Genomic DNA, 13,788 nt, shown 5'->3' with positions numbered 1-13,788 from the left:
GGCGTGATGACGTCCGGTTACCCCTCGGACGCGACCGAGAACGCGGTGCAGGCGAACATCGTCGCGGCCGGGTACAGCTCCGCGTCCACCGGCACGGGTTCCGGCGCGCTCCACGCATCGGGTGCGGGCAAGTGTCTGGACGTGCCCAACGGTTCCACCACGGCGGGCACGCCAGTGCAGATCTGGGGCTGCAGCGGCGCCGCCAACCAGACGTGGACCCGGACTGCTGGGGGCCAGCTGACCGTCTACAGCGGCGGCAGCCAGATGTGCCTGGACGCCTCGGACCACGGCACGAGCCCGGGCACCAAGGTCCAGACCTGGCCCTGCAACGGCGGGGCGAACCAGCAGTGGAACCTCAACTCCAACGGCACCGTCACCGGGGTCCAGTCGGGGCTGTGCCTGGATGTGACGGGGGCATCCACGGCCGACGGCGCCCCGGTAGAACTGTGGACCTGCAACGGCGGATCCAACCAGCAGTGGTCCCTGGGCTGACCCCGCTCGGTCGGCGGACGCCCGGTACGTCCGGCGTCCGCCGACCGTGAAGGCGGCCGACAGACGGCAGTCGACAGGCAACGGCCGACAGGCGGCGGTCGTCAGGAGGACTCGCGGACGACCAGTTCCGTACGGAGGATCACGTGCCGCCAGGCCACGGCAGGCTCCTCCATCTCCTCGATCAGGAGCCTGACCATGGCCCGTCCGATCTCCTCCAGCGGCTGACGCACCGTGGTCAGCCGCGGTTTCGTGCTCTGTGCCAGCGGAAAGTCGTCGAAGCCGATCACGGCGACGTCCTCCGGCACCCGTCGCCCCGCCGCGCGCAACGCGTGCAGGGCGCCCACCGCCGTGGTGTCCGACGCGGCGAGGACCCCGTCGATCTCCGGGTGCCGTTCGAGGAGTTCCGCCATGGCGCGGCGGCCGCTCTCCTCCGTGAAGTCGCCCTCGGCCACCAGGGACCGCGTGCCTCTGAGACCGGCCAGCGCGAGGGCGTCCTGATAGCCGCGCAGCCGGGACTGGGCGGCGTACATGTCGAGCGGCCCGGTGATGGTCGCGATCGTCTTGCGGCCCCTTTCCAGCAGGTGGGCCACGGCGGTTCGGGCACCGCCCGCGTTGTCCGCGTCCACGTAGCTGACGTACTCGTCCCCCGAACGGCGCCCCAGCAGCACGGTCGGCAACCGTGCCTCGGCGAGCATGTCCGGGAGCCGGTCCCCCGCGTGCACGGATATCAGCAGGATGCCGTCGACCCGGCCGCCACGGGCGTACTCCAGGAACCGCTGCCGCTCGCCCTCGGAGCGGACCAGAGTCAGCAGCAACTGCATCCCGGTGTCCACCAACGCGTCTCCGAGCGAGCGGACGATCTCCGAGAAGAACGGCTCCGCGAACTGCCTCCAGTCGGGCTCCGTGAGGACCAGCGCCACGGCGTCCGCGCGTCGGCCGGCCAGGGAGCGGGCCGCGAGGTTGGGCACATATCCCAGCTCCTCGATGGCCTGCTGCACGGTCCGGCGGGTCGATTCCTTGACGCCGGCCGCGTTGTTGATGACCCGGGAGACCGTGCCCCGCCCCACCCCGGCATGGGCGGCCACCTCTTCCAGCGTCGGCGTGCCAGTGCGTCGCTTGCCCATGACCACCTCCCCCCACCAGATCACTGATCTTACGGCCCCGAAAACCGGGCAACACCGCTTGGGTGATTAATCAGTTGGGTTCAGGTCAGGGGCACGACGCGGTCGCAGACCTTCCGCACGGGCGCGCCGGGAGCGCTCCCAGGAGAGCGTGGAGGCCGGGCGGTCCCCTCTACTGGGGAGCCGCCCGGCCTGGTGGGCCCCGTCGTCCTGTGACGGGGCCGGGTACGCGGAGCTTCAGCGGGGACTATTCGAGGAGCTCCGCGTACGAGCCCATGGCCATGGCGATGTCGGCCTGGGCCCAGAAGCGGTGGTAGGTGAAGACGGGTGCGGCGCCACCCTTGAGGTAGGCCTCGACCTTCGACCAGTTGGGGTCGCTCTTGTAGAAGGAGCGGATGGAGGTGAAGGTGGAGGACGAGTTGACGGTGTCGCCGTTCGGCATGGTGCCGGTCCAGCCGGCGGGTACGTAGACGCTGTCGTTGAAGCGGCTGTAGTCGGTGCGGGTCTCGGGCGTGGCGATGCCGAGGTTGTCCTGGTAGTTGTTCCACATGCCGTCCAGCAGCGCCTTGGCTGTGGACTTGGCGGCGCTGTCACCGGACTTGGCGGCGTAGTAGGTGAGGGTCTTGGCGTAGGCGGCGGCCACGCCGACGTCGTCGGTGTAGTCGGCGACGGTGACGTGCAGGCCGCTGTTGGAACCGGGGCTGGACGGGTTCCAGGTGTCGGGCTGGCCCGACCACGTCAGGGTGGAGGGGATGCGGTAGGTGCCGTCGGGGTTGACCGTGGTCTTGGACAGCGCCCACTTCACCCACTTGTCCAGGACCGCCTTGGCCTGGGCGTTGCCGGTCTGCTGGTAGTACTCGGCGACGCGTTCCATGGACCAGGCCTGGAAGCCGAACCACTGGTTGGAGGGCGGGTCGTGGTAGACGGGCTGCCAGTCGTAGGCCATGCCGTAGAAGGTGGAGGTGCCGGCGGGCGGGGCGGCGTAGCGGCCGGCCCAGCTGTTGGTGGCACCTCCCGCGATGGCACCTTCGGAGGACTGCAGCCACTGGTAGAACTCCAGCTGCCGCTGCAGTGACTTGGACCAGTCGCCGGCGCCGGTGGCCGACTTCGGCTTCAGGTCGGCGTTGGTGCTGAGCGCGTAGGCGGCCAGGGGGTTCTGGTAGCCGCCGTGGACGTGGCTGGAGCCGATCCGCCAGGCCCAGCCGGCCGAGGTGTCCGTCGCGCCACCCCAGGCGTAGTACCAGGACAGCAGGTAGTGGGAGGCGTCCTTGCCGCTACCGGCCGGGCAGGACGGACTGGTGCACCCACCGATCTTCTTGAAGTACTTGTCGTACATCGCGTAGCGCAGGTAGTCGCCCATCTTCGCGGCCTTGGCGACCGTCTGGGACACGTCCGCGCTCTTGCCCTGCGCCTTGGCCCACACGTCCGCCCAGTAGGCGGCCTGCACCGCGCGTGCGTCCGCGTCCGGGGCGTCGGTGTACTTCCACTGCTTGGCGTAGGAGTTGTCACCGGTGAACAGGTCCAGGTAGCCGTTCTTCCCGCCGTACTTGAACGCGTCACACGTCGGCTGCGGAACGGTCTCCCACACCGATTCCTGCGCGCCGCGCTGGAAGGTGTTGATGAACGAGGGACCCTTCGCGGTGGGGCCGCCCTCGCAGGTGCCGCCCGGTGTATTGCCGTAGCCGTAGACGTTGTCGACGTCCTGGATCCAGTGCATGCCGTAGACGTCGTCCGTGCCGTAGGCCGACTTCAGCTCACCGGCGATCGGGTCCGAGCCCACCGACACCCCCGTGTCCAGCTTCGCCGGGTACTCGTTCGGCGTGTCCAGTTCCGGGGCGTACGTGGCCGGCTTGGCGGCGTTGTAGAAGGAGTTCGTCGGCTGGTCGGCGTGCGAGGGGATCATGTACTTCTCCATCAGCGCCCACGCACTGTTGAACTTCGACCAGTCACCGGACACCTTGCCGTACATCGCCTGCAGCCACAGCAGATAGCTGTACGCCTCCGACGTCGTCTCGTGCCCCTGGTCCGGGGCCTCCACGATCAGCGTCTCCACCGAGTGGTACGGAATCCCCTCGGGGGAGAAGTAGCCGTTCGCCGGGTTGGTGATCTTTCCGTACAGGTCCAGGAACCGGGCGTCGTAGGCCTTCGACGCGGGCAGCTCGCTGACCGTGACCGTCGCCTTCGCATAACCGGCCGCCGACACGGTGAAGGTCGCGCTCCCGGTGCCGGAGGAGTCCGCCGTGACGGTCACCGTCTGCGCGGTGTTCCAGTTCGACGGAGTGAACGTCAGCGACGAACCCCCCGTCACGGACAGACCGGTGTTGCCCGCCGTGCGGCTCGTGCTCACCGTCACGTTCCCGCTCGGCTGCGTCGACAGCTTCACCGTGAACGTGCCCGACTTGCCCTGCTGCACACCCAGCTGACCCGGCGAGGCGACCAGCGCCGGACCGGATGCGACGGTGATGCCGACCGGGGTGGAGGCGGCCGACGCCCCCAGGCTGTCGTAGGCCTTGGCCACCAGCGAATGACTGCCCACCGCCAGATCGGACACCGACAGCGCGTACGGCGCGCTCGTGTCCGTGCCGAGCAGCGTGGTGTCGTCGTAGAACTCCACCTTGCCGATGGACGCGCCGTCCGCCGCCGCAGCGGTCGCCGCCAGCGGCACCGCATCCCCCTGCGTGAACACCGCACCCGGCTTCGGGCTGCTCAGTACCGTCACCGGCGGCTGGTGCGCACCCGCACACACCGTCCCGTTCACCGTGAACGACGTCGGGGCGGTGTTCGCACCGCTGTAGGAGAACTGCGCACCCGTGGACACGGCCGCACCGGCCGCGATGGTGCCGTTGTAGGAGGCGTTCTTCACCGTGACCGTCTGGGCCGCCTGCGACCACGTGCCGTTCCAGCCGTTGGACAGCTTCTGGTTGCCCGTGTAGGCGTACGACAGCGTCCAGCCGTCGATCGCGTCCGTGCCCCGGTTGGTGATCGTGAGGTCCGCGGTGAAGCCCGAACCCCAGTCATTGGTCTTGTAGTCCACACTGCACTGCACCGACGCCGCATGCGCGACCGGAGTGCCCGTGGCCAGCATCGACAAAGGCAGAGCGAATACCGCTGCCACGGCGGTCCACAACCGCCGCGCAGCTCTGTGCTTGCGTCCGGGATCCATGGTTCTGGCTTCTCCTCGCGGTGTGCGGCTCGTGGGGGGACAAGGCTTGAACCAGTGGGAGCGCTCCCATAGTGGGGACGGGGACGGCCCGGGTCAAGACGTTGAGAACTTGAATCGTCCGTCGCGAACCTTCTAAGAAAAGTTAAGCAACACCCCTGTGAAAGCAGCGCGGTTGGCGCTAGCGTCCGTCGCACCAGTGGGAGCGATTCCATCACTCGGCGCGTCGGTCGCGGCGCGCCAGGTCGTAGGGAGTCGCTCATGCGCCACCCCCCGCGTTCAGCACTTTCAGCCGCCGCCGGTGCGATCGCGCCGGTTCCGAGCTCCGCCCTGCCCACGGCCTCGCCCCAGGCAGCCACGCCCGTCTCCACGACGAGCCCTTCCCCAGGCGCCGGCCACGAGCCGGTGGACGCCCAGGGCACGACCCGGGCGCCGTCGCTCGTCCGCCACGGCACGCCCACCGCGTGCGGCACCGGGCAGCGCCACCGCCTGCGCGCCCTCACGTCGTGATCCACGTCCCGCACACCCCACGAAACGAAGGAACCCGCACTGATGAGTCGTACCAAGTTGTCGTTCCTCGCCGCCCTGGCGGTACTCGCCGGGGCCTCGGGGACGGCGCTCCTCACGGCGCCGGCCGGCGCCGCCACCGCCTCCGTCCCCTGCTCCGTGGACTACAAGGTGCAGAGCCAGTGGGACACCGGCTTCACCGCCGCCGTCACCATCACCAACAACGCGGCTGCCAAGTCGAGTTGGTCCCTGAAGTGGTCGTACGCCGGGAACCAGAAGGTCACCCAGGGCTGGAACGCGAAGCTCAGCCAGAGCGGCGCCGCGGTCACCGCCGCCAACGAGAGCTACAACGGCTCGCTGGCGAGCGGCGGTTCGGTCAGCTTCGGGTTCAACGGCAGCTACAGCGGAAGCAACGCCGTGCCCACCGCCTTCACGCTCGACGGCGTCACCTGCAACGTCGACGGCGGCAGCACCGGGGGCAGCACGGGAGGCAGCACCGGGGGCAGCACGGGAGGTGACACGGGCGGCACGACCGGTGGCAGCACCGGTGGTAGCACGGGAGGCAGCACCGGTGGCGACACGGGGGGCAGCACCGGTGGCAGCACCGGTGGTGACAACGGCGGCGGGGGCGGAAACAAGGCCGACAACCCCTACGTCGGCGCCAAGGTGTACGTGAACCCGGAGTGGTCGGCGCATGCCGCCGCCGAACCGGGCGGCAGCCGCATCTCCAATCAGCCCACGGCCGTCTGGCTGGATCGCATCGCCACCATCAACGGGGTCAACGGCGGCATGGGTCTGCGCGCCCACCTGGACGAGGCGCTCAAGCAGAAGGGCTCCGGCAACCTGGTGGTCCAGCTGGTCATCTACGATCTGCCCGGCCGCGACTGCGCCGCCCTCGCCTCCAACGGCGAACTCGGACCGAACGACATCGACAAGTACAAGAGCCAGTACATCGATCCGATCGCGTCGATCCTCTCCGACGCGAAGTACGCGGGCCTGCGGATCGCCACCGTCATCGAGCCCGACTCGCTGCCCAACCTCGTCACCAACGCGGGCGGCACCGCCGGCAGCACCGATGCCTGCGCGACCATGAAGGCCAACGGCAACTACGAGAAGGGCGTCAGTTACGCCCTCGACAAGCTGGGCGCCGTCCCCAACGTCTACAACTACATCGACGCCGGCCACCACGCCTGGCTCGGCTGGGACTCCAACCTCGGCCCGTCCGTCCAGGAGTTCTACAAGGTCGCCACCTCCAACGGCGCCAGCGTGAACGACGTGGCGGGCTTCATCGTCAACACCGCCAACTACGGCGCGACCAAGGAACCGAACTTCAAGATCACCGACAGCGTCAACGGCCAGACCGTGCGCCAGGCGAAGTGGATCGACTGGAACCAGTACGTGGACGAGCAGTCCTTCGCCGTCGCGCTGCGGGACAAGCTGGTCTCGGCCGGGTTCAACTCCGGTCTCGGCATGCTGATCGACACCTCCCGCAACGGATGGGGCGGCTCGGCCCGGCCCACCAAGCCCGGCCCGCAGACCTCGGTCGACGACTACGTCAACGGCAGCCGCATCGACCGGCGCATCCACGCCGGCAACTGGTGCAACCAGAGCGGTGCCGGCATCGGTGAACGGCCGACCGCGGCGCCGGCCGCCGGGATCGACGCCTACGTCTGGGTGAAGCCCCCGGGGGAGTCGGACGGAGCGAGCTCCGCCGTCTCCAACGACGAGGGCAAGGGCTTCGACCGCATGTGCGACCCGACCTACGGCGGCAACGGCCGCAACGGCAACAACCCCACCGGCGCCCTGGCCAACGCGCCCCTCGCCGGACACTGGTTCTCCGCCCAGTTCCAGCAGCTCATGCAGAACGCCTACCCGCCCCTGCCGTAACCCTCTGAGGCAGTGAGCTCCCGCCGGGACCGGCCCACGACGGACCGGCCCCGGCGACCCATGCCCGGGTGACCGGGGAGCGAGCGGTCCGGGAGCGGGCGAACCGGCCGCGGACGTCCACGACCAGGCGGCACCGGAGCGGGCGGCCCGGAGACAGGCGGCCCGGACACAGGCGGCCCGGGAGCGGGCCAACCGGCCGCGGGCGAACCGGCCGCGGGCGAACCGGCGCGGACGTCCACGACCAGGCGCCCCGGAGACAGGCGCCCCGGACACAGGCGGCCCGGAGGCAAGCGGCCCGCGAGCGGGCCAACCGGCCGCGGACGAATCGGCCGCGGACGTCCATGACCCGGCGGCACCGGAGCGGGCGCCCCGGAGACAGGCGCCTCGGAGACAGGCGGCCCGTGAGCGGGCCAACCGGCCGCGGGCCAGCCGGCCGCGGACGTCCATGACCGGGCGGCACCGGAGCGGGCCGTCCGGCATCGAGTGTCCATGACCAGGCGGTCCGGGAGCGGGCGGACCGGCCGGGGCATCCGTGAGCGGGCGATCCGACGCCACCGCTGGCCAATGGCCGCTAGCCGCCAATCGCTGGCGATCAGTGCCACGGGTTTCGGTGCACCGGCTCATAGGGGCGCGGGCGCGGTGTCGGTTGTGCCAGGCTGGCGGATCGTCCCCGGTCCCGTTCGACTCAGGAGCCTGCGTTGACGACACCGTCCCGGCTGTCCCCGCTGCTGCAGCAGTTCGACTTCGCCGCCGAGCGCCTCATCCACCGCCTGACAGGGCCGGTCATGGACAGCGGCGACGGGGCGGACACCGAGGTCGGCCCCGTGACCGACGAGGAGTACCTGTGGGAGCCGGTGCCCGGCTGCTGGTCGGTGCGGCGGCGCGGGGACGGGCCCGGGCCGCGTGCGACGTTCCTGGCGGGCACCGGTGACTGGGGCCGCGACGCCGCGTCCTACCCGCATCCCTGGCCGCCGCCCTTCACCACCCTGGCGTGGCGGCTGAGCCACCTCACCGAGATGCTGGTGCTCCGCGCGGACCACACCGCCGGCGGCCACGCGCTGACGCGTGACGATCACCCCGTCAGCGGGGACGCCGCAGGAGCGGTCGCGGCCTTCGCGGCCGGTGCCGCGGCCTGGCGGCGGGCGCTGCTGGCCGTCGACGAGGCCGCGCTCGACACCGTCGGGTATTGCACCTACCCGCACGGCAGCGATCCGGAGGAGCCGTTCATCGACGTCGTGTGGTGGGTCAACCAGGAGGTGCTGCACCACGGGGCGGAGATCGCCCTGCTGCGTGATCTTTACCGCGCGGCGCCACCGCGTCCGTTCCACCCGTGATCCCCCGGCGGCGTTCGGGCTCAGGCCGGTTCGGGTTGTGGTTCCGGTTGCGGCGCGGGCGCGGCCGCCGGCTCCCACGGCCGGGTGGTCCGCACGTAGGCGTAGACCACGGAGGTCATCGCGAGCAGGAGCAGGGGCCCGAAGACCGCCGGATGTCCGGCCAGCTGCACCGGGAGCCAGCGGTACGCCACTAGGAGGGCCGCGAAGACGGTGGTGCCGTAGACGATGAACTGGATTCCCCGGCGGTCCCAGCCATGGTCGAGCGAGCGCAGCGCCGCCTCTATGGTGAGCGCGAAGACCACGCCGGCGACGAGGTCCGCGCCGTAGTGGTAGCCGAAGCCCAGCGTGGCGGTGAGTGTGGCGACGAGCCAGAACGTCCCCGCGTGTCGCAGGAGCCGTGGGCCCTTGCGGGAGTGGATGAAGATCGCGGTGGCCCACGCGGTGTGCAGGCTGGGCATGCAGTTGCGGGGGGTGATCCCGTCGTACGGCATCGGGTGCGGGATGGCGACGGGGGGCGGTATGTGCGGCCACAGGTTGGCCGCCGCCCACTCCACACCGCCGGTGCCGGAGGCGCCCGGGCCGTAGGCGAAGACCGGTCCCACCACCGGGAAGATCATGTAGATGCCGGGTCCGAGGAGGCCGATGACCAGGAAGGTGCGCACCAGGTGGTGGCGCGGGAAGCGGCGCTCGGCCGCCACGTTCCGCAGCTGGTACAGCGCGACGACGACCGCGGCCACCGCGAGCTGCCCGTACACCAGGTGGAGCAGACGGGGCCCGACCGGGTCGGTGGCGGCGACGAGCCGGCCCGCCAGCCACGACGGGTTGCCCAGCGCGTGATCGGCGGTCGCCACGTACTGGTCGAGCACGGTCGGGCGGGCTTTCGCCGTGACGAACAGCCAGGTGTCGCCGATCTTGCGGCCGGCGACCAGCAGCAGGCCCAGCCCGACGCCCTTCAGGAGCAGGACGCGTTCGGGGCCCGCGCGGCGCGTGACGGCGAGGACCGCGTATCCCAGCATCACCCACAGCGCGCCGTTGCCGAAGTAGTGGCCGTCGGACATGTCGGCGCCGATCGCCAGCCGTACCAGGACGAAGACGCCGTCGATCGTGATCGCGGTCGCAGCCGCGATGAACCGGTGCCGCCAGGTCAGCACCACCATCGTCAGCGCCAGGCCGCCGTACATCGGTCCCGGCTTCGGGGCGAGGATCAGCTCCGCGGCCTGGCTGGTGACCGGCCCTGGCTGGCCGTAGTGGCGTGCGGTGATCTCCAGCTGGACGAGGAACACAAGAGCCGCCGCACCCGCCGCGGCCCACACCATCGTTCGCGGTCGACGCCATGCGGCCAGCACAGTTCTGCCGTTTTTATGCGGGAACACCCGTTACGCCCTGGATTTCATTGTCTGCCGTTTTATTGTCTGCCGTTTTATTTGAATGAGGTCCCCATATGAAAAGCGATATAGGGACCGACGAGAGTTCGAACATGCTATCGGAGTGATTCCGGGCGGCCGAAAGCAGGGGCGCGTCGTCCGCGGTGCTGTGTCACCTTGGCCGGAGAGCAGGTGAGCCGAGAGCCAGGTGCGGGAGGTGTGAGGAGAGTGAGTTCCCGGGAAGGAGCAGCGCCGGAGCACGGGACGGCACCCGTACGGCGGCTGGGGCGCCGGCGCTTCGTCGGGGCGTGCGCCGGCCTCGGGCTGGCCTCGGTGACGGCCGCCGCCTGTGACGCGACCGCTCCCCCGCGCGGGCCCCGCCCGGCAGCCGCCTCCCGCCTGCCCGAAGCGGAACGGGACCGGCCGGGGACACCCGATTGGCGTATCACCTCCCGCGGCCCCGCCCCCGCCGTCGCCGGCTACGCGGACCGGGTCAGCGTGACGCCGGGCGAGGAGTGCGGCCTGTACGTGTCGACGACCGCGGCGTCCTTCCGGGTCTCGGCCTTCCGCGTCGGCTGGTACGGCGGGGCCCAGGCCCGGCTCGTGTGGTCGTCGGAGCGCGTACGGGGTCGCGTCCAGCCGGAACCGGGCTTCCTGCCGGGCACCCGCACCGTGCGTGCGGACTGGCCGCGCACGCTCGGGATCAGTACGGCCGGATGGCCGGAGGGCGCGTACCTGCTGCGGCTGGACGCGGACAACGGCCACCAGCGGTACATCCCCCTGATCGTGCGGTCCACGCACGGCACGGGCCGGACGGTCCTGATCCACGCCCCGGCCACCTGGCAGGCCTACAACCGCTGGGGCGGCCACAGCCTCTACGCCGGAGCCTCCGGCGCGTTCGCCGACCGCTCCCTGGCCGTCAGCTTCGACCGGCCCTACGACGCCGACGGCGGGGAGAAATTCCGGGTGTACGAACGGGCGGCGGTGGTGCTGGCGGAACGGCTCGGCATCCCCCTCGCCTACACCACCGGGACGGATGTCCACCGCGACCCGGGGATCCTGCGCGGCGCGACCGCGGTCGTCTGTCTGGGGCACGACGAGTACTGGACCCCGGAGCAGCGCCGGCACGTCACAGCTGCGCGGGACGCCGGCACCAACGTGCTCTTCCTCGGTGCCAACACCTGCTTCCGCCGGGTCCGCCTCGAACAGGGAGCGACGCGGCCGGACCGCACGGTGGTCTGCTACAAGTCCTCCGCACGGGCCGACCCCCTCTACGCCACGCAGCCCGCCCTGGTGACCACCGACTTCCGCCGGCCACCGGCGCCCGACCCCGAGTCGGCGCTCACGGGAGTGCTCTACGAGGGCTACCCGACGGACGCGCCGTACGTGGTCCACGCGGCGGACCACTGGCTGTACGAGGGGACGGGCGTACGGCCCGGCGACGGCTTCGACCACCTGGTCGGCGTCGAGTACGACCGGGTCACCCCCGCCGCGCCCGTCCCCGAGCCGCTGGAGATAACGGCCCACTCCCCTCTGGTGTGCGGTGGCCGCCGCAGCCACAGCGACTCGGCCTACTACACGGTCGACAGCGGCGCGGGCGTGTTCGCCACCGGCACCATGCGCTGGGTCGAGGCCCTCATGGCGGACACCCCCGACGGCGGCCGCGACCACGGGATGGACGCCCGGACCCGCGCCTTCGTGACGCGTACGACGGAGAACGTGCTGCGCGCCTTCGCGGAGGGCCCCGCCGCGCGGCACCGCCCGGCGCCGCGCCCCAACGTCACCGAGGTCTACAAGAGCCGGGCGTGAGGCGGCGGTGGGGACGGTAGCAGTTCGCCGTCGGTGGGCAGGGCGGCGACGGCGATCGCCGCTAAGGCGCAGCCGTTGGTCCAGCGGGCATCGCTCGCCGTTTCGGGGCGGGGGGAGGGCGGGTTCGTCTTCATGCGGGCCAAGGCAGGCATCGGGCGGACCGGTGGTCGTGAGTCGGCGTACTCAACCGGCGGCTGCGTAGGAGCGCCGGTGCCGGTCGGCGGCGGGCGGTTCGGGCAGCCAGTCGCGTGCCGGGTCGTACTCCAGCCACCGGAGCCGGTGCGCTCGCGCGGCGCAGGCGCCGGTGAGGCGGTGCAGTCCCGGGTGCCCGGTGCCGGTGCGCCACAGCAGCGACCACGCGTACAACGGTGTGGGCCCGACCAACGGGACGGCACGCACCCCGGGGACGTCGGGCAGGGGAACGTCGGCGGGCAGCAGCGAGAAGCGCCGCGGATCCTCGGCCACTTCGGCGAGCAACCGGGCGAGGCCCAGGTTCACGCTCGTGGCTGTGTCCCGGATGCCGAAGCGGTCGGCGAACCGGTGGAGGAAGTCGAGCCGTTCGAGGGATCCCGGTGCCCACAGCACGCTGCCGCGCAACTGCTCGGGCCGCAGGGCCGGTTCGGCCGCGAGGGGGGAGTCCGCGCTCAGGACGGCGTCCACCGGTTCCAGGCGGACGAGGCGGTGGGCCAGTCCCGGGTGCAGCGGGGGGTGGACCCGGCCGAAGGCGGCGTCGATGTCGCCGTGGCGCAGGGCTGCCGTCACCGAGGGCAGGTCACGGCCGTGTCCGATCACCAACTTCCCGGCCCCGTCCGCGACTTCGGCCAGGGTGCGCATCGGCGCGTAGAGGTGGCCCCAGACGTCGACGCGCAGTGGACGGTCGGTTCCGAGCGCCGCCTCGACCGCCGCGTCGGCGGCGGCCAGGGTCTGCCGGGCCGGCCGCAGGAAGCGCTGCCCGGCCTCGGTGAGGCGTACGCCGGTGCCGTCGCGGTGGAACAGCGCGGTGCCGAGCAGGGATTCCAGGCGCGCGATCCGCTTCGACAGCGCCTGCTGGGTGAGGGCGAGCGTTCCGGCCGCCCGGCCGAAGTGCAGTTCCTCGGCGGCGCACACGAAGGCCCGCACCTGCGCCAGATCGAGATCCATGGCGTCTCACCTTAGGTGACAACCCTCAGTTGTCGGCCGCGCGCGTGCGTTGTTGGCTCACGGGGCGGCCACGGGGTTGCATGCTCGGCATGCGAACAAAGATCACCACAGCGGTGGCCCCCGCCGATTTCGCCGCCGCCCAGTGGAGCCGCGCCACCGGAGCGGGCGTCGACCCGCACGAATACCGTCGCGTCACGGAGGGCCTCGCCTCCGTGGCCGACTGGGGACCGGCGTTCGTGAGCACCGCACGCGCCCACCTGGAGCGCGCGGACACGGCACGCTCCGCCGTCTCGGCGGGCGGTCATCTGCTGACGGCGGCCCGCTGGTTCCACCTGGCCACGCTCGCGCCCGGCGGGGAGGCCCAGCCCGCGGCCGCCGAGGCGGACCGCGCCCTGGGCCGCGGCCTGTCCCTGCTGGAGTCCGGGGCGCGGCGGGTGAGCGGGGAGGGTTTCACCGGCTGGCTGCGCGGCCCCGCCGACGCACCGGGCACCGTGATCGTCGTCCCCGGCCTGGACTCGGCCAAGGAGGAGTTCCTCGACCTGGCGTCCGCGCTGCTGGGCAGGGGCCTGGCGGTGTTCGCGATGGACGGGCCAGGGCAGGGGGTGCTCGCGGCCACGACGACGCTCCGGCCGGAGTACGAGCAGGTCGTGGGCCGGGTCGTCGACGCGCTCGGCGTCACCCGGATCGGTCTCGCCGGCCTCAGCCTGGGCGGCTATTTCGCGGCCCGCACGGCGGCGTTGGAGCCTCGCGTGGCCGCGGTGGCCGCGGTCAGCGGGCCCTTCCGCCTCGACTGGGAGCAACTGCCCCCGCCGGTCCGGGACATCATGGCCCGCCGCACCGGAGGGAGCGACGCCGCACGCGCGTTCGCCCGCCAGGTGGACCTCACCACCCTGGCACCGCGCATCACGGCGCCGCTGCTGGTCGTGGACGGCGGTCGGGATGTCATACCCGGCGTCACCAACGGCGAGCCGCTG

At 71.5% G+C, this 13,788-nt stretch carries 9 protein-coding genes; 5 read left to right on the top strand and 4 right to left on the bottom strand.

Going from position 1 to position 13,788, the window contains the following annotated elements; all coding sequences use genetic code 11:
- Positions 1 to 492, top strand: a 492-nt coding sequence (locus IE312_RS39140; RefSeq protein WP_229899223.1) for an RICIN domain-containing protein, incomplete at its 5' end; no start/stop codon positions are given.
- A gap of 101 nt (positions 493 to 593) precedes the next feature.
- Here IE312_RS39140 and IE312_RS07045 read toward each other — a convergent pair.
- Both IE312_RS07045 and IE312_RS07040 read right to left on the bottom strand, forming a co-directional pair.
- A complete protein-coding gene (locus tag IE312_RS07045) occupies positions 594 to 1,616 on the bottom strand; it encodes a LacI family DNA-binding transcriptional regulator (protein WP_189979352.1) in 1,023 nt (340 codons plus the stop codon).
- A gap of 244 nt (positions 1,617 to 1,860) precedes the next feature.
- Positions 1,861 to 4,776, bottom strand: a complete 2,916-nt coding sequence (locus IE312_RS07040; RefSeq protein WP_189979351.1) for a glycoside hydrolase family 48 protein — start codon at positions 4,774 to 4,776, stop codon at positions 1,861 to 1,863.
- 549 nt (positions 4,777 to 5,325) lie between these two features.
- Between IE312_RS07040 and IE312_RS07035 the strand changes: the two genes are divergently transcribed.
- Positions 5,326 to 7,167 carry a glycoside hydrolase family 6 protein gene (locus IE312_RS07035; RefSeq protein ID WP_189979349.1) on the top strand — a complete coding sequence of 614 codons (1,842 nt, stop codon included), beginning with the start codon at positions 5,326 to 5,328 and terminating at the stop codon, positions 7,165 to 7,167.
- A 698-nt stretch (positions 7,168 to 7,865) separates the two neighbouring features.
- Positions 7,866 to 8,501, top strand: a complete 636-nt coding sequence (locus tag IE312_RS07030) for a DinB family protein (RefSeq protein WP_189979347.1) — start codon at positions 7,866 to 7,868, stop codon at positions 8,499 to 8,501.
- 20 nt (positions 8,502 to 8,521) lie between these two features.
- On the opposite strand, the gene IE312_RS07025 is transcribed toward IE312_RS07030, so the two are convergent.
- On the bottom strand, positions 8,522 to 9,817 hold the full coding sequence (locus tag IE312_RS07025) for a phosphatase PAP2 family protein (protein ID WP_189979345.1): 1,296 nt from the start codon (positions 9,815 to 9,817) through the stop codon (positions 8,522 to 8,524).
- A gap of 276 nt (positions 9,818 to 10,093) precedes the next feature.
- On the opposite strand from IE312_RS07025, the gene IE312_RS07020 reads away from it, so the two are divergent.
- Positions 10,094 to 11,674, top strand: a complete 1,581-nt coding sequence (locus tag IE312_RS07020) for a N,N-dimethylformamidase beta subunit family domain-containing protein (RefSeq protein ID WP_229899221.1) — start codon at positions 10,094 to 10,096, stop codon at positions 11,672 to 11,674.
- A 183-nt stretch (positions 11,675 to 11,857) separates the two neighbouring features.
- Here IE312_RS07020 and IE312_RS07015 read toward each other — a convergent pair whose 3' ends face one another.
- A complete protein-coding gene (locus IE312_RS07015; RefSeq protein ID WP_189979343.1) occupies positions 11,858 to 12,814 on the bottom strand; it encodes a LysR family transcriptional regulator in 957 nt (318 codons plus the stop codon).
- An 89-nt stretch (positions 12,815 to 12,903) separates the two neighbouring features.
- On the opposite strand from IE312_RS07015, the gene IE312_RS07010 reads away from it, so the two are divergent.
- Positions 12,904 to 13,788, top strand: an 885-nt coding sequence (locus IE312_RS07010) for an alpha/beta hydrolase family protein (RefSeq protein ID WP_229899220.1), incomplete at its 3' end; no start/stop codon positions are given.

The organism is Streptomyces capoamus (assembly GCF_014654935.1).
GTDB lineage: Bacteria > Actinomycetota > Actinomycetes > Streptomycetales > Streptomycetaceae > Streptomyces > Streptomyces capoamus.
This window is presented reverse-complemented; position numbering and strand designations above follow the sequence as displayed.